Consider the following 21425-nt stretch of genomic DNA (forward strand, 5'->3'; position numbering starts at 1 on the left):
TAGCTAAATTGAAAATAGAAATACTTAGAAATTTTTAAAAAAGGCATTTATCACAGGAACTTTTGTTGTGTTAATTAATTATTATAATGGTTTAAGAAATATTTGTCACTTGATTCATATAAAAACAAAACGCAGATCTTTTTATTTCGATCTGCGTTTTACATTTAGTTAACCATGCGTTGCGCTTCACGTAATTGAAACGTACGAACCGTACGAGGTAAGAAGCGACGAATTTCATCTTCATTATAACCTACTTGCAAGCGTTTCTCATCAAGTATAATAGGTCTTCGTAACAAACCAGGATTCTCTTGAATAAGATTAAAAAGATCCTTTAAAGGTAATTGATCAAGATTCATATTTAATTTTTGGAAGACTTTTGAACGAGTTGAGATTATCTCGTCTGTACCATCCTCAGTCATTCTCAAGATTTCCTTAATCTCATCCAACGTGAGTGATTCTGAAAATATGTTCCGCTCACGAAATGGTATGTCATGCTCTTCTAACCAAGCCTTTGCTTTCCGGCACGATGTACAACTCGGTGAGGTATAAAGTGTTACCATATAAAACTTCACTCCTCATATTTGAATTTATTTATAATTATTCTAACATTTGAAGAACTTATTAAATTAAAATTAGTTTAAATAACTCTTCTACGACAAGTATACTATATTTGTCAAGCTATGAATAGCTAATTTAAATTAATTAACAGATATGTAACATTTAAAATTATATCCTATATTTAAAGTTATTACCCTTACTTCTTACCGTTAAAACATGATTTTCAAAAATGATCCCTTGTGTCCATTATGGTGACAAGGGATCATTTTCACCATACCTTTTGTTTGTTTATGCTTTCTCTGCTTGCTTAATACTACTGAATATGTCATCTGAGTCACGTTTTTCATCGTAGGAGAGCACTTCATCAACGTGTTGATAGGATTTACCATAAAATTCTTCATCCTTATACGTATGAATATCCTCATACATCCGTTTCATCTTTTGAAAAATGACCTCTTCTCCTTCATCACTCGGAGACCAGTATAGTATTTCCATTGGATTTTCTTTATTCGTAGCTAGAGAACGTCTATTATAGCCTATTGATTGTGCATGCTTAAATCCTGCTTTTCTATAGAAACGTAATCGTTTTTCTGAATCTGAATCTTCGTAATCAAGGGGTTCTACTTCTAAAAGAATAGGCTTATTCTTCGTTTTTAACTTTTCGATAAGCTTGTTCCCTATTCCTTGACCTCTTGCAGTTGCTGATACATATACATAGTCAATAAATATAAATGACGGAAATTCTGCATACATCAGCACATGATTTGGTCCTTCATCTTTATAGTAAACATCGCCTTTTTCCTTCAACAGCACTTCCATGTGTTGTCTTGATTTCATTTCTTCTACAGGAAAGTACTTATTTAACTTCTCATACCAATTCATTGATCTACTCCTTATAATTCGTAGTCATATTTATTATAACGAAAAATGAACGGAATGTTAAACCCATTTTCATTATTTTATCTATACCCTTAATCACAACTTTTAATCCTAAGTTCACATCTATTCCTTTTTTAACAAATGCTCTTTTCGTAAAGCATGTTGCTTCTCACTTCATATTTGAAGTAAAATGCGTCGTAGTAGTGATTGCTAATCCGGCGCTGTGGAAAAATACGCCCTTTCCGCGGGGAACGCTCTACTCCTCCTCCCTCGCAAAGAGCGCTCACTGCGGGGTCTTCAGACTGTTCCTTTCCCGCTGGAGTGGCGTATTTTTCCACAGCTTAGGGTGGTTTTCTGTTAAACACCTTTAATGAAGCGTAGTCCCTACACTTTGACTCCTGCGGGACTAGCGGCGTAAGTGAGACCCCGGAGCGCGAAGGCGCGAGGAGGCTCACTAGCCCCCCGCGGAAAGCAAAGTGTAGGGACGGAGCGTGCACATGTAAGAGCAGTGATCAGCTTTGCACTATGACGCATATTAGCTATATTGTGCAATAGCCAACAATTTATATATTTAAATAAATTTAAAGCAAACGCACCCAACCCAATAACACAATAAAGAGCCCTTCCGAAGAAGAGCTCTTTATCAATTATGGTGTATAATCAACATTTTCGGAATACTTATTACTTGCGTTCCAAATGAGAAATTCATTAATGCCATTCTCATTTAGCGCCTTTATTTGAGCTTCAACTTCTGCTTTATCATACTGTGTTGCTGCTCCACTATAAAGCCATGGAGCTTCAAAATCTTGAATCCAAGGTCGTGAAGTCGGTGGATCCTCTAATGCTCCTAGAACTTCGTTTTCAACTTTAGCATATTCTGTAATTAACCGATACGGTTCTTTATCAGGAAAATCAATACCAAAGTACGATGTCCAATGACTCGGATAAATCATTGATGAAATAACATCAACGTTTGAAGATATTTTCGAGAAATTTTGACCTATTCCAGGTGTTTCAGTTATTGTCGCAGCATATCCAAATATGTCAACAGCAACGTCAACGTCGTAATATTCTAATTCCTGTTTAGCATATGCAACAAAGTCAGTAACTGCTTGAACACGAAGTTTAATATCATTGAGATCTGATCCTTCATAGTCACCAAGATCATAGGTAAGTTCCTTATCTCTTCGTTCAAATCCTTCTGGGAAACGAACATAATCAAATTGGATCTCTTGAAAGCCCATTTCAGCTGCCATTTTAGCAATGCCTACATTATATTCCCAAACTTCCTTTTTAAAAGGACTTACGAATGAATCGCCTTTATTATTCGTCCAAACCTTGCCATTGTCTAAGAAAGACCATTCAGGATGCTTCTTTGCTAACAATGTGTCTTTAAATACAACAACACGCGCAATTGGATAAATTCCTTTTTCCTCTAGTGTCCTCATTAATTTCTCAGGATCATGAATATACCTTTGAGCTATATCTGCATATGGTGAGTTCTCGTCAGGGATAAAGGTTAGGTTCCCATGATCCTCTTTAATATCAATCACCATCGCATTTAGATCTGTTGAGTCAACAAGGTTTAACAATCCTTCAAATCTGTTCACACTAGTTGTTGGGCCGGTTACATAAATACCTCGGACAGCATCTGGATATTCAAATGTGTAACCAGAATCAAACGTATAACGCTTAATTTTGTTTGGAAGCTTGTACATTTCTAAATTTATCTCTCTGAGCTCGTGCTTTGCCATTACTTTCTGTTCTGTTTCTTCTTCTGCGCTAACACTCGGAATAAATGTTAACATTAACAAAATAGTAATAATCAAGGTAATGAATGGTTGTCTTGTTGTCCTCATTGCGAATCAAACTCCCGTTATTTATATTATATACATACTTTATTATAAAAGAAGTATTTGCATGAATGGAAGGAAAACTTTCAACTTTTTCAAAATAGTTTAAATTCAGGAAATTCCTAATTCTTTTTTTTTGGCAATTTCCAGTCGCAAATAATTGGATTCCATCCCCATACAATAGGCAAACAGCCGCAAAATACTGTGTATGCAAGTTTCAAAATTGACTGCATTAAAGAAAAAGCTAGCCCTATCCAAAGACTAGGGCTAAAAAAGACGATCATTCAATTTTATTTTTCCTCTATTTCTTTTTTATATGCTTCGAATTCTTTTGTCGTACATAAAACCCAGTGTTTAGGACGAATTTCTCTAAATACCGGTTCTTCACTTTGATCATGCTCACTTGGATCATACGTAATACGTGTTCGATTACGCTCATAATCTGGATCTGGTAATGGAATAGCTGATAAAAGTGACTTTGTATAAGGATGTAATGGGTACTTATAAAGCTCATCACTATCCGCAAGTTCAACCATTTTACCAAAATACATTACGCCAATACGGTCACTAATGTATTTAACCATAGATAAATCATGGGCAATAAACAAATATGTGTATCCATGCTTGTTTTGTAGCTCCTTCAATAAGTTAACTACTTGTGCTTGAATCGATACATCTAATGCAGAAATTGGCTCATCGGCAATAATAAAATCAGGATTTACTGCAAGTGCGCGCGCAATTCCAATTCTTTGACGTTGGCCACCACTAAATTCGTGCGGGTATCGATTTGCGTGTTCTTTATTTAATCCGACCGTTTCAAGAAGTTCTTCTACTCTTGCTTTACGTTCTTTATCATTAGCAGTTAAATTATGCACATCAAGACCTTCTGCAATGATATCCATAACGGTCATCCTTGGATTTAATGATGAATATGGATCTTGGAAAATCATTTGCATTTTTTGGTTAAATTTTTTAAGTTCAGCTTTTGATTTTTGGCCGTGCACATCTTCGCCTTTAAACTTTACTTGTCCATCTGTCGCATCGTAAAGACGAATAATACTGCGACCAGTTGTTGATTTACCACAACCAGACTCTCCAACTAATCCAAAAGTTTCGCCTTGATATATATCGAAGGTGATGCCATCTACTGCTTTTACGACACTGTGTCTGCCAGTCCTAAAATGCTGTTTAAGATTGGAGACTTCTAATAATTTTTCCTGACCCATTATTTTTCAGCCTCCCCATCGTTGGATGCAACACCCATGCTAGCAAATCCTTTCATCCGTTTTTTAACGGCTTCAGGTGGTTCTACTTTTGGTGCATATTCATGTAGCAGCCATGTAGCTGCATAATGCGTGTCAGAAACCTTAAACATTGGAGGTTCCATCTCATGATCGATTTCTAATGCAAATTCGTTTCTTGGTGCAAAAGCATCACCTTTTGGTGGATTAAGCATGTCAGGCGGCGATCCTGGGATAGCGATTAAGCTTTCTTCTTCACTATCAAGTGTTGGCATTGAACCTAATAATCCCCACGTATATGGGTGTTTAGGATTATAGAATATTTCATCTACAGTACCAATTTCAACGATTTTACCACCGTACATAACAGCCACGCGGTCAGCTACGTTAGCAACTACACCAAGATCGTGCGTGATAAATATAATCGATGAATCCGTTTTTTTCTGTATATCTTTCATTAATTCAAGAATTTGTGCCTGAATTGTAACATCCAACGCAGTAGTCGGTTCATCAGCAATTAATACTTTAGGATTACATGCTAGAGCGATTGCGATTACAACACGTTGACGCTGTCCACCTGAAAATTGGTGTGGGTATTGATTAATTCGTTCTTTTGGATTTGGAATTCCTACTAACTCTAGCAACTCGATCGTTCTCTCTTTTGCTTTTGAACGATTCATGTTTTGGTGTTTAATAAGTCCTTCCATTACCTGTGTACCAATTTTCATCGTTGGATTCAGTGAAGTCATCGGATCTTGAAATATTGTTGATATATCCTTACCACGTATTTGTTGCATTTGTTTTTCTTTTAGTTTTACGAGATCTTTTCCTTCTAAGAGAATTTCTCCCTCTTTTATCGTTCCTGGAGGTGAAGGGATTAATCGCGCAATAGCTCTTGTTGTCACGGATTTACCAGATCCTGATTCCCCAACGATGGCAAGTGTTTCCCCTTTTTTCAGATCAAAGGAAACGCCTCGAACTGCCTTTACTTCTCCTCCATGGGTATCGAAGGAAACATGCAAGTTTTTTACTTCTAATATGTTTTCCATCTTTTCACCTACCTCCTATTCACGCATCTTCGGATCTAATGCATCTCGAAGACCATCAGCTAATATATTGAATCCAATCATAATTAACGCAATAACAATTGCAGGGAATATCATAATGTGTGGATTTATTTGTAGTGATTTAAATCCATCATTAATTAATGTACCTAATGAAGCATCTGGTGATTGAAGACCTAAACCGATAAAGCTTAGGAAAGCTTCAAAAAATATTGCAGACGGAATCGTAAACATCGTATTGATTATAATTACGCCTAATGCATTAGGAATAAGATGTTTCGTCAAAATTCGTGAATTAGATGAACCAAGAGTACGTGATGCTAACACAAACTCCTGATTTTTCAATTTCAGAATTTGTCCTCGAACAATCCGAGCCATGCCTGTCCAACCAGTAATCGTTAACGCAATGATAATAGAAACAATACCTGGTTCCAAAATCATAATCATTAAGATAACTACGACTAGATTCGGAATACCAACTAGAATTTCTATAATTCGCATCATCACATTGTCAACACGTCCACCGTAATAACCAGATATACCACCATAAGCAACACCAACGAGCATATCAATGGCTGCAGCCACTAACGCAATTAATAATGAAATCTGCGTACCAATCCACACGCGTGTAAACAAGTCTCGGCCAAGGGTATCTGTACCAAACCAATAATAGACGTCCTGTGCATCCTTATCTTCATAAATGTGATATCTTGCTAACACCTTAGCAGGTTCACCGTCAGAACCATCACTTTTCACATCAAAAGTAAGGAATTCATCATCTTGTTGTGAAAATCGAGGAAGCGCAAGTTCTTTTGCCGCTTCTACAGTATCTGCTTCCAAAACTTCTGTTTTCGTACCATTAAATGGAAGCCAATAAACATTTTCTAACCCTTGTATACGTGCAGGAAAACGAGAATGACCTAAATCTTGATCATTTAATCCATATTCATTAAAGTGTGGGCCAGCCAATGAAAGAAAACCTATTAGGATTAGCGTCACGATACCAAAAATCGCTCCAGCATTTTTTCTTAAACGGATCCAAGCATCTTGCCAGTAGGACAAGCTTGGTCTTGAGATCTTTTCACTTGTATCTTCTTCTCTATTTGCAGGGACAAATAAATCTTTACTTAGCTTTTCTTTATCCATTACTTTTTACCTCCTGCCAGTCGAATTCTCGGGTCAATAATACCGTATAGTAAGTCGACAATCAGTATGATCAGAATGAAGAAGAAGGCGAAAAACAATGTTGTACCCATGATCATGGCAAAATCATCTGTCGTGACAGACCGTACGAACTGCTCTCCAATTCCAGGGATAAGGAATATTTGTTCAATTACAAGCGTACCTGTCATTAAACTAACAGCCATCGGTCCCATAACAGTTACTAAAGGAATTAATGCATTTCGTAGTCCATGTTTGAATAGTATACCGAAACTATTTAAACCCTTTGCTCTTGCTGTAACGATATAATCTGATCCTAACACTTCAATCATTTCTGTACGCATAAATCTTGCTGCTATCCCTATAGGGAAAATTGCTAGTGAAATGGTAGGCATGATTGCTTCTTGGAATGTACCCCACCTTGCAACTGGTAGCCATCCTAATTTTACACCTACATAATATTGTAATAACCCCGCAAATATAAATGACGGAATCGAAATTCCTAATACAGATACTATGTTTGAAGAATAATCGACCCACGTATTATTTTTCAAAGCAGCCACGATTCCCAATAGCATACCGATTAGTGTACCTATTATTAAAGCGTAAAACCCTAATTCTGCAGAAACAGGTATTCTACTTAGCAGAATGTCTGTTACTGGTTGATTTTTCAATTGGAAAGAGACACCTAAGTCCCCTTGCACCAAATTACCAAGATATCTAAAGTATTGAACTGGTAACGGGTCATTTAATCCATACTTATCTAAGATGAGTTCTCTTTGTTCAGCAGTTACTTTCTGCTCCGATGATAAAGGCGACCCAGGAAGCATCTTCATGAGGAAAAATGAAAAAGAGGCTATCAAAAATAAAGTAAGAATCATATAACCAAGTCGTTGCGATATATATTTCACCATCATTTACCCCTCCTATTCTAAATTGTTAATGACTACTTTGGAAATGTTCAAATTATTCTAAAATTATGTTTAAATGGAAAAAGAGAGTATATGCCACAATGGCAGTACACTCTCCTTCCCAAGAGAAATCTCGTTAATCTGTGAGAATTAATTACTCAATATGAGCCCACTTGTATGAGAAGTCTGCTCCCATTGGGTTAAACACAACACCTTCAACGCCTGGTCTCCATAGATATGCACGAGAACGTTGGTACAATGGAACGATAGCTGCATCTTCCATCATTACTTGTTCAGCTTCTAAGAAGTTTTCAAAACGTTCAACTGGCTCTGTTAATAATTCGTTATTAGCTTCAGCAATTAATGAATCATACTCTTCGTTGTTGTAGTTCATAGTCATGTATGGGCTTGTAGAAGTCCACATTTCTAACCATGTGTTTGGATCTAAATAGTCAGGACCCCAACCAGAGTTTTGAATATCATACTTACTTGCTTCATCTCTTGCAATACGTTCTTCAAATGGTACAGATACAACATTTACAGTTAAACCTTCAAGGTTTTCCTCTAATTGGTGTTTAATGTAAGCATCCATTTCTACTGCAACTTCACTATCTCCACCTAGGTATTCAAGTTCGATTGAATCAACACCTAGCTCTTCAAGACCAGTTGCCCAAAATTCTTTAGCTGACTCTTTATCTTCAACAATTAAATCACCGTTAAGTTCACGGAAATCTTCGCTAGTTTCTGGGTGAGCACTAAAGTTTTGTGGTACTGCACCAGTAGAAACTACAGAACCGTTAGCAAGAATTACGTCTACAAGGTCTTGCTTGTTAATAGACATAGCTAGTGCTTTACGGATATTTAGGTTAGCAAGGAATTCGTTACCTTGGTTAAGTTTCAAGTAGAATAGTGTTGGTTCAGGCAATGTTACGAAATCTTCAGTACCTCTATATTGTTCTACATATTCAGCGGTTAGTGAAGCACGGTCAACAGCATCTGTTTCATACAAGTTAACTCCAGTACCTGTTTCTTTATTTACAACAAATGTAAGTTCTTCAAGTGTTACAGTTTCTGCATCCCAGTAATCAGGGTTTTTAACAAGTTTCCACTCATCAGGATTTTCTCCTGTTGGATTCCAATCTTGAAGTAAGAATGGACCGTTGTATATTAAGTTATCAGAACTTAATGCATAGTCATCACCTTGTGCAGTAACAAACTCTTCGTTAAGTGGTAAGAATGTACCGAAAGTTAATAGTCCATAGAAATATGGAACTGGTTTAGCAAGCGTAATTACTAATTCAGTATCACTAGTAGCTTCTACTCCTAAATCTTCTACTGGTACGTCTCCATTATTTACTTTTTCAGCATTTGCAATTACACCATTCATCATGAACGGACCGTATTCAGAACCTGTATCAGGATCAACAGCACGTCTCCAAGCAAATACGAAATCGTGAGCTGTTACAGGAGTACCGTTAGACCAAACTGCATCGTCACGAAGTTGGATTGTCCAAGTAAGACCATCTTCACTTACTTCTGGTTCGCCAGCAGCCATACCAGGAGTTGGGCTTGCATTTTCATCTAAACGATAAAGGCCTTCCATTGATTCTCCTAAGTATTGGAACGCAACTGCATCAGTAGCGTGTGAAGAATCCATCGTAGGAATTTGAGAAGCTTCCATCAAGTTAAGAACTTGTTCAGGAGCTTCTTCAGCCGGTTCTTCGTTATTGCCTTCTCCGTTGTCTGCAGGTGTTTCAGTATCATTATTTTCTGGTTCTTCTTCCGTTGTTTCTCCACCAGAACATGCTACTAATACTGCACTTAGAAATAAAGCTAGTACTAATAATAACCAATTTTTGTTTCTCATGTAGCAGATGACCTCCCCAAATTTTCTAAATATTTTGCAGATGTTTTATCCACAAATTGAATTATACAAGTTTTCTCACAATTTTGCATCCCTTTTTTTTCATAAAAAATTGGAAATCCGCATAAACATTAGGCTAGTTTGTCAAATATAGTACTTTATACCCATTAAAAATTCAGTGAAAATTATCATTCTATGTCACATTTCTTCCCATTAGCACCACTTCTTACATGAAGTTTTAAAAATTTTATAGTAAACCCTACTTTATTTTCATTTACACAACCAAATGCAATTTTGCAAACTTCATAATGCAATATTCTATTTCAAATCACCTCGAATCAATATTAAGATATAGTTCAATGTGCCAATACGTATGATTTTCTTTATGATTAACCCTATTGTGCTATAATACTTCATATATTATTCAAAGGTAGGTCATGAAATAGTGATACAAGTAAAGAACTACAAATGGATTGGATTAATCATCAACGGATCATTGTCACTAGTATTGTTCATTCTTTTTGCTGATGAACATAATTTGCACCATTATATTAATGTACTTTTTTATATTAGCTTCTTCTATTTAATGTTATGGTTGCTGTCGTTTATTTTAAAAGGGCGATTTTTTGATGGAATTGTCTATGGTTTTAGAAGGTTCGGTGCAAGAGTAGTAAAAAAGGATCTATTAGATGAATGGGCCGATAAAACATTACCCTCTGAAAGAATTTCAACAAACTATCTATCCTTTATTTTTTTTCAAGGAATAGTGCTTACAACTGTCATGATTGTATTGTTACTGATTTTCTATATGTAATATCTTGCAAACGACATGTATTTTATATATAATCCAATCAACAACTTAAAATGAAGTGATGAAAAAGTATAGTACACTTTCCCTCTGTATTAAAGCGAGTCTGTGATTGGTGTAAACAGACAACAAGGAAATGCTGGAATTGGAACTTTTGAGCTTGTACCTTTTGTACCGTATTCAGGCGTTAACTGAAGTTATAGCAATAAGTGATCTCTTCGTTTGAAGAGATAATTAGGGTGGCACCGCGGGGCATGTGTCACGAAACCACTAAACATTTCAATTAAAGAGGATAATCTAGAATACATTATTATAGAATATACAATGAGAAGCGGGTAAATAAAACTAAGTAGTTCAGTTTTGGAGTACAAAAAGTAAAGATATAAACCTAAATGAGTATCAAATTGCAACTGAATTTGATTTGATTGGTAAGATATCAGAGGATTCAAAACAAATTTCCTACGGACTTTGGCATATTATCTAACTGAATTACTAATAAAAAGGTTTTGACTCCTGCCCAAAGATTAGGGATTACAGACAAGCAATTTGATTGGAAAGCTATAATCTATTTCAAATTACAAGAAGAGCTTGGAGTAATTCCAAGCTCTTTTGCTATATCTTCACTGTTCTTTTTATACTAACACCCTGTTAAAATGTGAATGAGAATAAAGCATTGAATGTGCCATTTTCAAACATAATATAAATCCCTAGCCCTATAAGAACAATTGGAACGATCCAACGTTCATACTTTTCGATTTTTTCCGATACAAAATCCAAGTTGGCTAAACGATATCCGACATAGAGTAAAACCCCAATCATAATTAAAAAGACAATAATGGAAACGAGGATTTCAGTCGTATTTAATGTTGTGAAATACGGCACGTAAATTGAAAAGTCATCCGCACTGGAAGACAATACAATAAAAATAACCGTTACAAATAATTGATTAAACCTACCTGAGGAAAATATAGACAAAATGTTACTTTCGTCTGCATCCTCTTCTCCTTTAACCCATATCTTTATACCTAAGTAAAGAGGTAAAAGTCCAAGTAAACCTATAACCCATTGCTGGGGTATTAAGTTCGAAACTCCTAAAGCAACTAAAAGACTTACTCCTATAACAATTATTGTTCCAACATACTTTCCTATCCAAATATGTTTTTCTTGTCCTTTTTTTGTTTGCGAAAACAAAATAATTAAAATAACAAGATAATCAATTCCTGTTGCTACATAAATGGCTGCGGCTGTTAGTATTGTTGATATCACTTTTCTACCTCCAAAGTATTTTTCATCCTATGAGCCAATGCAAGACTCAATATTTCCTTGATACGTTCATCACTTAATGAATAAAATGCAAGCTTCCCTTCTCTACGATGCTTAACAATTTTTTGCGTGTGAAGTTTTCGTAAATGCTGAGAAGCGTTTGCAACTGTTATACCTATTATATTTGCTATATCACACACACATAGTTCTTCATCCTGACACAAAGCATAGGTGATTTTTGCTCTATTTTCATCACCAATAGCTTTTAGCATTTGAGAAACACTAGAAATATCTACAATTTGTAAATCCTTTTGTATTCGATTGACTTTTTCTTCATCATAACAATAAATCTCACAAGTATCTTTCTTATACATATCATCACCTCGTTCTCATTCAATTATGTGCTTGAATAAAGTATAACTCTTTTTATTTTTTCATTCAAGTAAATACTTGAATGAAAAAAGGATTACAAATTTTCTTTTAATTATCATTTTCATTTGTATCTTATAAGTCAGTATATCTGTAATTAGGTATGTAATTTACGATAAAAAAATAGTCCATTTTGAAGTACAATTTGTTATTTTGTACTCCAAAACTGAACTACTTAAAATAAAACCCACTTCTTTCTTATTAGATTCTCATTGTCAAACAAAGGTTACTATACTTTTCTTTTCGGAATATGTTATTTCCTAAGTTTATTTTTATGTAGTCTTAATATTTAATTCTAACTTGTTTAAAAGATATTCTGCTACCACACCAATACTTTCTATTGCAGAAATTGATTCTTCCTGACTTAAATTAGACAAAAATGGCCTTCCATGTCCTGTTCTCTCTTTATTTCTCAATTTATTAATTGAACATGCAAGCTCGTATAGGGATTTTTCAAAACGGTGTGTGGCTGGTTCCGGATTACTACTATCTTTTTTATAGTATGAAGTAGCTACTCCAACCATCATAAATGCTTGCCCAAGCAAGGTAGGAAAGTTAGCCTGAGACGGATAACTTCCCATCTTTTTAAGAATTACATGTGCTGCTACTGCTTCCATTAGGTCTTTTCCTGTTCCAGCTACTAAAGCCGCATCTTCAACACCTTGTTTAGCACGGCGAATATAGTTATGTAAAGCCTCACTCATTTCTTTTTCGGAAAGATTGTCCAAAATCACTGGTTGAATCTCTCCATTTAAAGTTAAACCGTACCCAGTAGATTTAAACGCCTGCATCAAATTTTCTATCTGCTCCTGCCCAGTGTAATTTATGGAGTCCTTCCTAAATCCGCCAGAGGCCTTAACTATTGAGATAACACTTTTAACAAGTTTCTCTCCTTTTTTAATATCGTTCTCTAATGCCCAATATAGAACCGCCCTAAGCCTTTTAGCTTTTCCAACATTCCGACCTTCATTCTTAGGATCCACAATCCATAATTCTGCTTTTTGTACTATGAAATCTAAATCTGAATGACTTGGATCTCTTCTATTTGTTGCCTGCGAATCGTCAATTAATTGTGAAAGTGATATAGCAATTTCATCCGTTAAAGGTGCTCCTTGCATGATAAACCCTCCAAATTCTAAATTCATTATTGTATTTTTATTGCATGCGTTTCCTTCATAGCGTATTTGTTTTTAATTCCTAACCATAAAGGGTAGTAAAGTTTTTGAAGGTACCTGCTAGCGTTCAAACAAATAATCAAACATAAATTAAAAGTACCTACATCTTTTCATATTATTCAGACATGAATCATTAAGCATTATCTCTGAAACCTTTTTATTCTATCAATAACCTTTAATACTGGCACATCTTTTACAACTGCTGGAATTACAGGTTCATCGGTCGGTAATATTGCGAGCGAAAGATAACTTTCCTCATCTATCTCCCACGCATTTATTATTTCAATTTCGTTCTTTAAAATATTTAATTCCTTATTCATAGATAAAGTTTTATTTTCATTAATCGCACTAGGAAACATGATATACTTCCCGACTTTTTTATATGCTTCAATGAACATATTTAGATTGACATGATTACTAGGTTCCATTGTTATAATACGTGCTGGGCTCATTATTAAATTATTAGACGTAATATTATTCTTTCTTAATAAATTTTCATTTGCGGTAAATATAACCCTATAATCATAAGGCTTATTTCTATTCACCCCTTTTACTATGCCAACCCTAATATTGTTCTCTGTATCAATATTTCCTACTTTCTCAATCCATTCTCTAAATATTTCTTTACCAGCTTTACCATAAGAAAACATTGGTGAAAACACCGGTAAAGGTGTAGATTCTCCAGTAAAATAAACACCCTTCCATTTGGATCTATCCCATAAAGGTATATTGATAATATCTAAAGTTTCTATATCAGATTGTTTAGTATTTTCTATGTTAAATTCTTCTTCAGATGGTTTCTCATATTTAACATCAATTGAATCGTTATTCTCTTCTTTTTCTTCATTTATAAGAGTATCTACTATATATATAGGTTGCTTTCTTTCTAATGCAAATTCCGAGCCATTCTTTTCGACTACACTATTGACCGTAGGTGTTTCTTTACTAAAATATTCGAATACTATTGATGAACTACCCGTAAAATTGATTGCTCTATCTAAAGCATTGTCTGTTGAGAGCATTTGCTTAACGGCAGTATCAAATGATTCAAGATTAACCATTTCAGCCATTAATTGAATTGTTGCATCTTTTATAAACTCCTTTACCTTCATCTGAACATCAGGCGTATTTATTTCCGGATAGCTTGAACAGCTTATTATATATTTAGGATTAATGGTATCTTCGTCCCTTTTTATTACAAGGGAAAACTCATCCTGTTCAATATACTTAATTTGCAAATTGATTTTTGGAATAAATGAATGAATTTTATCTACGGTCCCAGTGGATAGGAAACCTTCAATTGACCCTAATATACTTTCGCCAATTTCAATACAAGGGAAATGAATATCAGAGGAAATATTTATTTTACATCCAATCACTTTACTACTTAAAATATAACTATTCTGTGTACCATACCAAGGTAATCCTATCAATTGTAATCTAGCCGGTTGATTGTACCACTTAGTTATAAAATCTTCCATCGCTTCCGTATTATTATCAAAAGAATTGCTAAATTCTTCATCTACATGACCTAAACAATATTTTATAGCTATGGATGAAAATTCCAATCCCCACTCTTCTAAATAATTGGGAAAACACAAAAGTTTATTTAAATCATTAAAATCTGTCCTAAATATTTGTATACCCAAAATGAAATCATAGTTGTATTCTTGTTCTACAATATCTTTCAATTCACTTTCTGGATTATTTGATAAGTACAGATTAATTGCAATTTGTTCTAATTTGTAGAACTCTGTTGAGTGAATTAACCTTCCTAATTTCAATTCTATAAACTTTACGCTATTTAAGCTTCCAATAAGCACAGGATTTACCTCACCAAAATTGAAATACTCATTAATAGACAGATGAAAAGCGTTTAAATAATAACCACGTGCTGCCCAATTTAAATCTACACTCTCAAATAACTGCCCCATCAATAGTAATGCCCTTTTTAATTCTTTTTTGCTTTCATCCTTAGTTATTTTTACTATCGCTCTACCCAAGAATCGAATGGCAGTGTATGGTTTTTCTTTCATCAGTTGTTCACTTCTGATTATTAATAATCTCGCTGCCTCAATTTCTGATTTCCTCTCCACACTAATTGAAACTAGTAGTTCAAAAAGAGTATCGTAATTTTTCGCCTTTTGGTATATTGGGAATTCTGTAATTATTCTTTTTATTGTCAGGAAATTAAATTCTAATGAATCTTTCCCTTCCTCCACAATTTCAATGAACTCATCTACTAATAGGTTTGTATCTCCACCCATAAACAATTTAACATTTATGTAATTTGCTTTGGCTTGTAAAGCTGCATTTGGCCTAGAAGTATCTGAAGTGAATTTTTCATATTCTTCTTGTATTACTGTTGTATGTGCTTCAAATTTATATTTACTCTTATCACCGTTTGTAATAGAGTGTAAATTCATCCAAAGATTAGTTAAGTTTTCTAGATCATAAACATTAGAACTATCAACTACTAGGGATTCAAAATTATGATATCTTAAGTGAAAATCATCATAATCCATGTACCACCAATACATAGTCCAAGCCCATTGATACAAACATTCCTTTTTCTGTACATGCGTTCCGTATCTTTCAATTATATTTTGTGCTCTCTCAAATTTCCCGGAAGTTTCTATATTTGGAAGTTCCAGTTCTCTACTAATTATCGCAGCTTCTAAAGCCTTTTCTGAAAGTATGTGATAATTACCATTTTCTATATCTTCTTTAATCTGTCCCTCAATGTCATCTAGTCTCTTTCTTTTCGCATAATCTCTACTTCCTATTTCATCGGCTTCTCTAAATCTATCTGAGATATTAAAACACTCAACTGCTATTTTTTCATGTTTACCACTAAACACTTTTTCAAGTAACCACATTTTATCGAGAATTCTGATATTTAATTCATACGTTTTTCTTAATTCATCCTCAGTATTAGCCCTCTTTTTATCAGAAATAAACTGGTTACTCATAAAATAAATAACACTATATCCCCGACCAGTATCTACAATTTTTTTGACATCCGATTTTATTTTACTTTTCCAATCTTTCTTTGCACTAATGGCAAAAGCCCATCTTTCCTTAGAAGCCTCTCTACCAACTCCACTGTACCAAGACAGTGCAATGTCATCTGAAACTGGGTAAGTTTCAGTATCAACTTTACTATCTCCTCCACCAGTAGGACCTGTCTGAATGATTAGATTTGGACAGATTTCTTTTTCAGCTATTTTCCTGCAGAAGTTTTCAAATTCTTTTTCTTGACTTCTACTTGTTAATGTATCTAAGTAGTAATCAAACATATCTTTGCTCAAATCAATTTTTGTAGTACTCTTTGAATCTGAAAATTGTTGTGGATGAGTTTCCTTATAAAATTCATATGGCGTTTTCATACCAACCCTCCTCTTACTAAAAACTATAAACGTTTTAATATATAAATGGAAGAAACAACAAATAAAGAGGTGAAACAATAAAAAAAGTCAAACAAAAAATACTGCCCTTCCATGCAATCTCATTGGCTACCTCGCGTATATTACCAAAAATTCTTCTTTTGGTTATTTCCTTCATTAACTTGAGGTCGGTCTTACTTCCCTGTATCGACCACCCAGTTTTTTTATTATAAATTAAATCATTCTAGAGGTTTGAAACAGTGTCCTGCTTTTTTTGATTTACCATGTAGCCCCCAAAAGCATAGTGAATTGTGATTTCTATATCACTATCTTTGTTCATTGATACCTCCCTAAACATTCTTGCCATCTCAGGTGTTGGATCTTTGGAAGATTCCTTCTTATCTTCATAGATTTTAACTAGTTCCCAGCCTTTCTTATCACATAGCAATTGGAATCCATGCATAACCTTTTGATGTTCCTTACTTTTGGCATATTTTTTTATAACTGATACGTACCCTACTGTTTTCATTTTCTTTTTCATTTTTATATGACCTCCCGTATTAAAATGTGTAGCGTTAATTTGCAACATTATTGCTACCCTTCATAGTATTATTTAAGCGTTTTTAAGACTAAGTATCAAAAGTTCCTTTTCTACTTTATCCGCAATCTCCAAATCTTCCATTAAAACGAAGTCAATCTCATTAGGTCCATAAATCACATACTCTCCGAAACAAAAAATGATTGTGACATCCGCAGAGTTATTGACATTCATATCAGTAAACAATTTCCTTGATTCCTTCTTAGGACTAGATCTTCGAGTAACCTTATCTTGATAAATTTGAACCAATTCCCAATTATTTCGTTTACATATCTCTTTTATACCCTCTACAACCAATTGATTAAGTTGACTGTTTACACGGTCTTTTCTTACTTTTATATAGCCAACTGCTTTTTTCATGCAATCTCCTCCTCGTCTTTATAGAAATACTTTATTGTGGTAGCTCTTACCCACTGTTCTGGGTAAGAACTAAATATTTTATAATCACTACAACTTTTTTACTTCACATTAAAACAACCTTGTGGTAACATATGTGGTATCATTAAATATCATTTTGATAATAGGTTATATAGATACGGTAATATCTACTTTATTAACCTTCTTTAATAATTTCTGAAAAATAATCTTCTATCTTAGCAATTTTATTATGCTTTTCTAGCCAAGCATATGCTTGATCATTATCCAGTGGAATAATAGTTTCAATTCCCGACGTTGAGTTGCCGCTAGATTCGCTATATTTAGTATGAGGTCCCCCTTGTGCATGTAAGAAGAATTGGCCTGAATTAGATAAATACAACCCTTCATACAGATGGTTAAAATCACCTAGAAATAATCCGTTAGAGTACTCAGCAACTCATTTTGCCTTTTCCGTATCATAAATTTTCTTGCTAATAATTTTTTTCAATAAAAACATCCCCTTTCTATATTCTTCTAAAGCAATAAAATTCTAGTAGTTTTACCTCCCTCCAAAAATTATTCATCAGAACATGTTTTCGTCTGTATTGATGTTGATTGCAATTATATAGCACCCTAAAAAACCTTGCAACCCCTATTCTGGCAGTATTTTAAGGCCAATTTCGTAGATAAAAAAACAATTATGTTGAATAAAGTGCTTTTATAGCAACCATTTTATTTTAAGCATTCTGTAGAAAAATCCTTCATAAATAGCCTCAAAAAAATTTTTCGTAGATAAAAAATTACATTATATTCCATTTGGTTTTTTTGTGTTTATATTGTTTAAATTGCGACATCATACTGGAGAAGCAGTACCTTTAACCATCAGTATTTTGTCATCAAAGCGAACCTTTCAAAAAGGGCCAAAATATGTCATTTCCCCAGTTTTAGAACTGTTTTAGCCATTTTATTATTTTAAGACGAATTTCTTCTGGCATATGCTAAGTTCTTATTTTTTTCAATATAAGGGATGATAGTAAAAACTATATGTATAATATGAAATTAATTGAAAAAAATAATTGCCTCTGAAAAAAATGAATTAAATGAACGATTAGTAATCATTAATAACTATTAGTTTCATTATTAATAGTTATTATCATAATAATCACTATTACCAATTATAATGAATACTAACAGTTGTAATTGGTAATAATAATTATAATGAATGGAAATGATTAATAAATAATACACAGAGTAATGCAGCCAACTTTTACAAGCTGACTGCATTTTACTATGTATTATTTCATTAGTTCCATTAGTTCTTTTTGTGAAAACGATATATATTCTGCCCCAACAACTGGCAAATTACTAAGAATAAGTACTTTCGCTGGAAACCTATTTACCCTTGCTCGCCCAATAGCCTGCAGCAATTGGCTTTCCACAAGATAGAATTGTACAGCCTTTAACAAACCATCATTACTGTATGTAGTAAAATAGAAACGCAGGCCATTCCTTTCTACTGGTATATACTCCATTCTACTTTCTTCTAGCCCCATACGGTATCCAAGAGCCACACTTATTAATAAATATGCAATTGGATTCAGATGTGGAGTCCCAATAACAGTAATATTCTCTCCTTTTAAATCATCAATTCCCTCAGTATTACCAAAATATATTTCTTCTTTTCTATTATAGTTGAAGAAATCCTTATATGTAATGATTTCACTTTCAGGGTTATAACGTTTCATGAGGTTTTCGGCTAGACACTTCAATTCTTTTTGATTTTCCTTTATAGTGTATCTACTAAAACTCTTTGATGTAACCTGCAATATACTCCCTACCGGCTTTACAAGTCCCAAATCAATAAATGACACTGCTTCACCAAACACTAATTTTGCTATTTGCTCATTTATAGTGGCACTTAGAATGATAATCTTTTTGCTAGGGGGTAATTGATTTCTTTGTATAAAATATATGTAATCTGTATTGCCGATATTTTTCTTAAGGAAATAGTCACAATTTAGAAATCCTAATACATTCGAACTAATGGTTGATTCTTCTACAATAGTTTGTTCAAGGTCTTTTACCGAAGGCAATAAAAACGATGAACGTTCATGAACTATATCGTACGGTGCATTCATTATCATTCTTTGTAATGTAAGTATGACATCCTTGTTTGCCTCAGTATCTTGCAATTTTGTAAATGCAAAAACTAAGTCAGAATACTTCATTTGAGAAATTGGGAAAAGATTTGATATCGGATCCTCATCGAAAATGACAGTTGAATTTGAATCATCGTTTGTGAAAATTGCTCGTTGATGCGTGGTAAGCAGCAACTCTTCCTTTGATGATTTCACTTTTTCCAAATTATTAAGAAACATAGACACTTCTTCATTTTCATTGGAAATCTCTCTTAAAAACTTATTTACCGTCTTATAGGCTCCAATATTATAAAGGTGTTCAATTTTCTCTGAAAATGGTTCTTCGAGTAAAGGCAATTCTGGAATTTTTAAATGCTTTATCTTCTTAGCGTTTAAACGCTGAGAAACTTCCTCTTTTAGTTTATGAGTAGGTAATGCAATACTGAAATTATTTTCTTGTGCAAAGTTGACAATTGCTTCTGTTTTACCTAGCCCTGTCGGTGCTTTAATTACATATACACCTTGATCTTTGGCATTAATAATATCCCCAAAGGTCTCTTCTAATTTCTTATATACTTCATCAACTTCCTGAAAATGAGGCTCATTCAGAACCTGTACACTTCCTCTTGATAATTTACCTTGCTCAATCATATTATTAGAATGGATACATTCGCTAGCAAATGGACAGTAGGTATCACATCTTGTTGGCGTATAATTCATTTTCTTAATTTGATTCATCATCAATGACCATTCTTCTTTTTTGGCTAGATATTCCTTTCGGGAGTTAATGGTCTCAACTATTTTTGACTTCCCACCCTCAACATTTATCAAGTTAGTCATTAATCCAAACATTTCATTATGATAAAGCCAGTAATGCCCAGAAATTCCCTCTCGGTAAAGTTTGCATCTTTTTTGCAAATTATCAAAGGGGAAGTTCCGAACCTGCTTCACTTCTGGCTCGTCCAATGAACTGGTTTCAGGTGAATAACTATCATCCTCTTGAAAAGAATCTTTCGAGAAAACCAAGTAATATGAGAAATGACTATTTTTTACACGCGTACTATAGTAATTAATAGTGTTGGTGCGGTTTTTAGTCTTAGATACAAACAAAGTGTTCCCTTTACCTTCAGGTATGTCTTTCTCTTCAACCTTCTTATAATGAGGATACCCCTTATAACATGCCAGTCCAGAGGATTTGCAGAATTTCTTCATTTCTCTCGTTGTATTCGATCCAGACTTTATCTTCTGTACTACCCCATCCAAAATATCTGGTACACTTATAACTCGTTGATTAACAAATTCAATTTTCTTTCCACCAAATAGAATTCTCGCAGCATCGTTTGCATTTTTATCAGATGAAGGAAATAAAGTTGTTAGTGCTGTTTGAATAACATTCCTAACTCGTAAATCTTTTATTTCTTCATCCAAGACAAAAACCATTCGGAATTTAGGTTTTTCTTCTATGTGACTAAAAGTCGAATAAATAAAGGTTGGTGTCACTTTCCATTCGGTACTATGTTTAATTGCCTCATCGATCCGCAATCCAGAATCAATGTCCAGCGCAAAAACCTGCTGACTTTTCCAACTTTTATTTGACCTATTTCCATTACTAAATATTCCCGGTGTAAAAGATTTAGCGTTTGGTAGTGTTACACTTTCCATTAATTCCTCAATCGATACATAAACCTCCTTTTCCGCAATTCTCTCTGAAATCTGCATGACCTCATTTTTTTTAGGTTT

The 21425-nt window shown here is 34.1% G+C and carries 17 protein-coding genes and 1 other annotated feature; of the genes, 1 reads left to right on the forward strand and 16 read right to left on the reverse strand.

Features of this window, described 5'->3' with window-relative positions; genetic code table 11:
- Positions 1-164: 164 nt before the first annotated feature.
- The 8 genes from spxA to ACI6MV_RS14595 all read right to left on the reverse strand — a co-directional run bounded on the left by spxA (position 165) and on the right by ACI6MV_RS14595 (position 9534).
- Complete coding sequence (spxA, locus tag ACI6MV_RS14560) at positions 165-560, reverse strand: transcriptional regulator SpxA (RefSeq protein ID WP_407271041.1); 396 nt, start codon at positions 558-560, stop codon at positions 165-167.
- Between the two features lie 286 nt (positions 561-846).
- Positions 847-1440, reverse strand: a complete 594-nt coding sequence (locus tag ACI6MV_RS14565; protein WP_407271042.1) for a GNAT family N-acetyltransferase — start codon at positions 1438-1440, stop codon at positions 847-849.
- 644 nt (positions 1441-2084) lie between these two features.
- The gene (locus ACI6MV_RS14570) at positions 2085-3296 is read right to left on the reverse strand and encodes a putative glycoside hydrolase (protein WP_407271043.1); all 1212 of its coding nucleotides are present in this window, start codon (positions 3294-3296) and stop codon (positions 2085-2087) included.
- Between the two features lie 284 nt (positions 3297-3580).
- On the reverse strand, positions 3581-4516 hold the full coding sequence (locus ACI6MV_RS14575; protein ID WP_407271044.1) for an ABC transporter ATP-binding protein: 936 nt from the start codon (positions 4514-4516) through the stop codon (positions 3581-3583).
- Positions 4516-5580: an ABC transporter ATP-binding protein gene (locus tag ACI6MV_RS14580; protein ID WP_407271045.1), complete on the reverse strand. Its 1065-nt coding sequence runs from the start codon at positions 5578-5580 to the stop codon at positions 4516-4518. The genes ACI6MV_RS14575 and ACI6MV_RS14580 overlap by 1 nt, the downstream gene beginning before the upstream one ends.
- A 15-nt stretch (positions 5581-5595) precedes the next feature.
- Positions 5596-6741 (reverse strand): oligopeptide ABC transporter permease, encoded by a 1146-nt coding sequence (gene opp3C / locus ACI6MV_RS14585; RefSeq protein WP_407271046.1) that lies wholly within the window; start codon positions 6739-6741, stop codon positions 5596-5598.
- Positions 6741-7670, reverse strand: coding sequence for an oligopeptide ABC transporter permease (gene opp3b, locus ACI6MV_RS14590; RefSeq protein WP_407271047.1), 930 nt, complete (start codon positions 7668-7670; stop codon positions 6741-6743). Before opp3b ends, opp3C begins: the two co-directional genes overlap by 1 nt.
- 151 nt (positions 7671-7821) lie before the next feature.
- The gene (locus tag ACI6MV_RS14595; protein ID WP_407271048.1) at positions 7822-9534 is read right to left on the reverse strand and encodes a peptide ABC transporter substrate-binding protein; all 1713 of its coding nucleotides are present in this window, start codon (positions 9532-9534) and stop codon (positions 7822-7824) included.
- Positions 9535-9976: 442 nt separating this feature from the next.
- Between ACI6MV_RS14595 and ACI6MV_RS14600 the strand changes: the two genes are divergently transcribed.
- The gene (locus tag ACI6MV_RS14600) at positions 9977-10345 is read left to right on the forward strand and encodes a DUF3899 domain-containing protein (protein ID WP_407271049.1); all 369 of its coding nucleotides are present in this window, start codon (positions 9977-9979) and stop codon (positions 10343-10345) included.
- 49 nt (positions 10346-10394) lie between these two features.
- Positions 10395-10606: a binding site (T-box leader), on the forward strand.
- Between the two features lie 381 nt (positions 10607-10987).
- Here ACI6MV_RS14600 and ACI6MV_RS14605 read toward each other — a convergent pair.
- The 8 genes from ACI6MV_RS14605 to ACI6MV_RS14640 all read right to left on the reverse strand — a co-directional run.
- Complete coding sequence (locus tag ACI6MV_RS14605; protein ID WP_407271050.1) at positions 10988-11605, reverse strand: CadD family cadmium resistance transporter; 618 nt, start codon at positions 11603-11605, stop codon at positions 10988-10990.
- Positions 11602-11976 carry an ArsR/SmtB family transcription factor gene (locus tag ACI6MV_RS14610; protein WP_407271051.1) on the reverse strand — a complete coding sequence of 125 codons (375 nt, stop codon included), beginning with the start codon at positions 11974-11976 and terminating at the stop codon, positions 11602-11604. The genes ACI6MV_RS14605 and ACI6MV_RS14610 overlap by 4 nt, the downstream gene beginning before the upstream one ends.
- A gap of 327 nt (positions 11977-12303) precedes the next feature.
- Positions 12304-13176, reverse strand: coding sequence for an abortive infection family protein (locus tag ACI6MV_RS14615; RefSeq protein WP_407271052.1), 873 nt, complete (start codon positions 13174-13176; stop codon positions 12304-12306).
- A gap of 170 nt (positions 13177-13346) precedes the next feature.
- Positions 13347-16595 carry a hypothetical protein gene (locus ACI6MV_RS14620; protein ID WP_407271053.1) on the reverse strand — a complete coding sequence of 1083 codons (3249 nt, stop codon included), beginning with the start codon at positions 16593-16595 and terminating at the stop codon, positions 13347-13349.
- 241 nt (positions 16596-16836) lie between these two features.
- Entirely contained in the window at positions 16837-17133 is a 297-nt protein-coding gene (locus ACI6MV_RS14625; protein WP_407271054.1) for a hypothetical protein, read from the reverse strand.
- A gap of 72 nt (positions 17134-17205) precedes the next feature.
- Positions 17206-17550, reverse strand: coding sequence for a hypothetical protein (locus ACI6MV_RS14630; RefSeq protein ID WP_407271055.1), 345 nt, complete (start codon positions 17548-17550; stop codon positions 17206-17208).
- Between the two features lie 193 nt (positions 17551-17743).
- Positions 17744-17947 carry a hypothetical protein gene (locus ACI6MV_RS14635; RefSeq protein ID WP_407271056.1) on the reverse strand — a complete coding sequence of 68 codons (204 nt, stop codon included), beginning with the start codon at positions 17945-17947 and terminating at the stop codon, positions 17744-17746.
- 895 nt (positions 17948-18842) lie between these two features.
- A partial coding sequence (locus ACI6MV_RS14640; RefSeq protein WP_407271057.1) for a hypothetical protein occupies positions 18843-21425 on the reverse strand: 2583 nt, incomplete at its 5' end.

Origin of the sequence: Radiobacillus sp. PE A8.2, assembly GCF_045635475.1 — a bacterium.
GTDB lineage: Bacteria > Bacillota > Bacilli > Bacillales > Amphibacillaceae > JBJGXI01.

Excerpts from the sequence above, each read along its gene's own strand:
- ACI6MV_RS14625 (WP_407271054.1), bottom strand. The coding sequence starts at position 17,133 with ATGAAAAAGAAAATGAAAACAGTAGGGTACGTATCAGTTATAAAAAAA.
- ACI6MV_RS14575 (WP_407271044.1), bottom strand. The coding sequence starts at position 4,516 with ATGGGTCAGGAAAAATTATTAGAAGTCTCCAATCTTAAACAGCATTTT.
- ACI6MV_RS14580 (WP_407271045.1), bottom strand. The coding sequence starts at position 5,580 with ATGGAAAACATATTAGAAGTAAAAAACTTGCATGTTTCCTTCGATACC.
- ACI6MV_RS14620 (WP_407271053.1), bottom strand. The coding sequence starts at position 16,595 with ATGAAAACGCCATATGAATTTTATAAGGAAACTCATCCACAACAATTT.
- ACI6MV_RS14615 (WP_407271052.1), bottom strand. The coding sequence starts at position 13,176 with ATGAATTTAGAATTTGGAGGGTTTATCATGCAAGGAGCACCTTTAACG.
- spxA (WP_407271041.1), bottom strand. The coding sequence starts at position 560 with ATGGTAACACTTTATACCTCACCGAGTTGTACATCGTGCCGGAAAGCA.
- ACI6MV_RS14630 (WP_407271055.1), bottom strand. The coding sequence starts at position 17,550 with ATGAAAAAAGCAGTTGGCTATATAAAAGTAAGAAAAGACCGTGTAAAC.
- ACI6MV_RS14570 (WP_407271043.1), bottom strand. The coding sequence starts at position 3,296 with ATGAGGACAACAAGACAACCATTCATTACCTTGATTATTACTATTTTG.
- opp3b (WP_407271047.1), bottom strand. The coding sequence starts at position 7,670 with ATGGTGAAATATATATCGCAACGACTTGGTTATATGATTCTTACTTTA.
- ACI6MV_RS14595 (WP_407271048.1), bottom strand. The coding sequence starts at position 9,534 with ATGAGAAACAAAAATTGGTTATTATTAGTACTAGCTTTATTTCTAAGT.
- ACI6MV_RS14610 (WP_407271051.1), bottom strand. The coding sequence starts at position 11,976 with ATGTATAAGAAAGATACTTGTGAGATTTATTGTTATGATGAAGAAAAA.
- opp3C (WP_407271046.1), bottom strand. The coding sequence starts at position 6,741 with ATGGATAAAGAAAAGCTAAGTAAAGATTTATTTGTCCCTGCAAATAGA.
- ACI6MV_RS14565 (WP_407271042.1), bottom strand. The coding sequence starts at position 1,440 with ATGAATTGGTATGAGAAGTTAAATAAGTACTTTCCTGTAGAAGAAATG.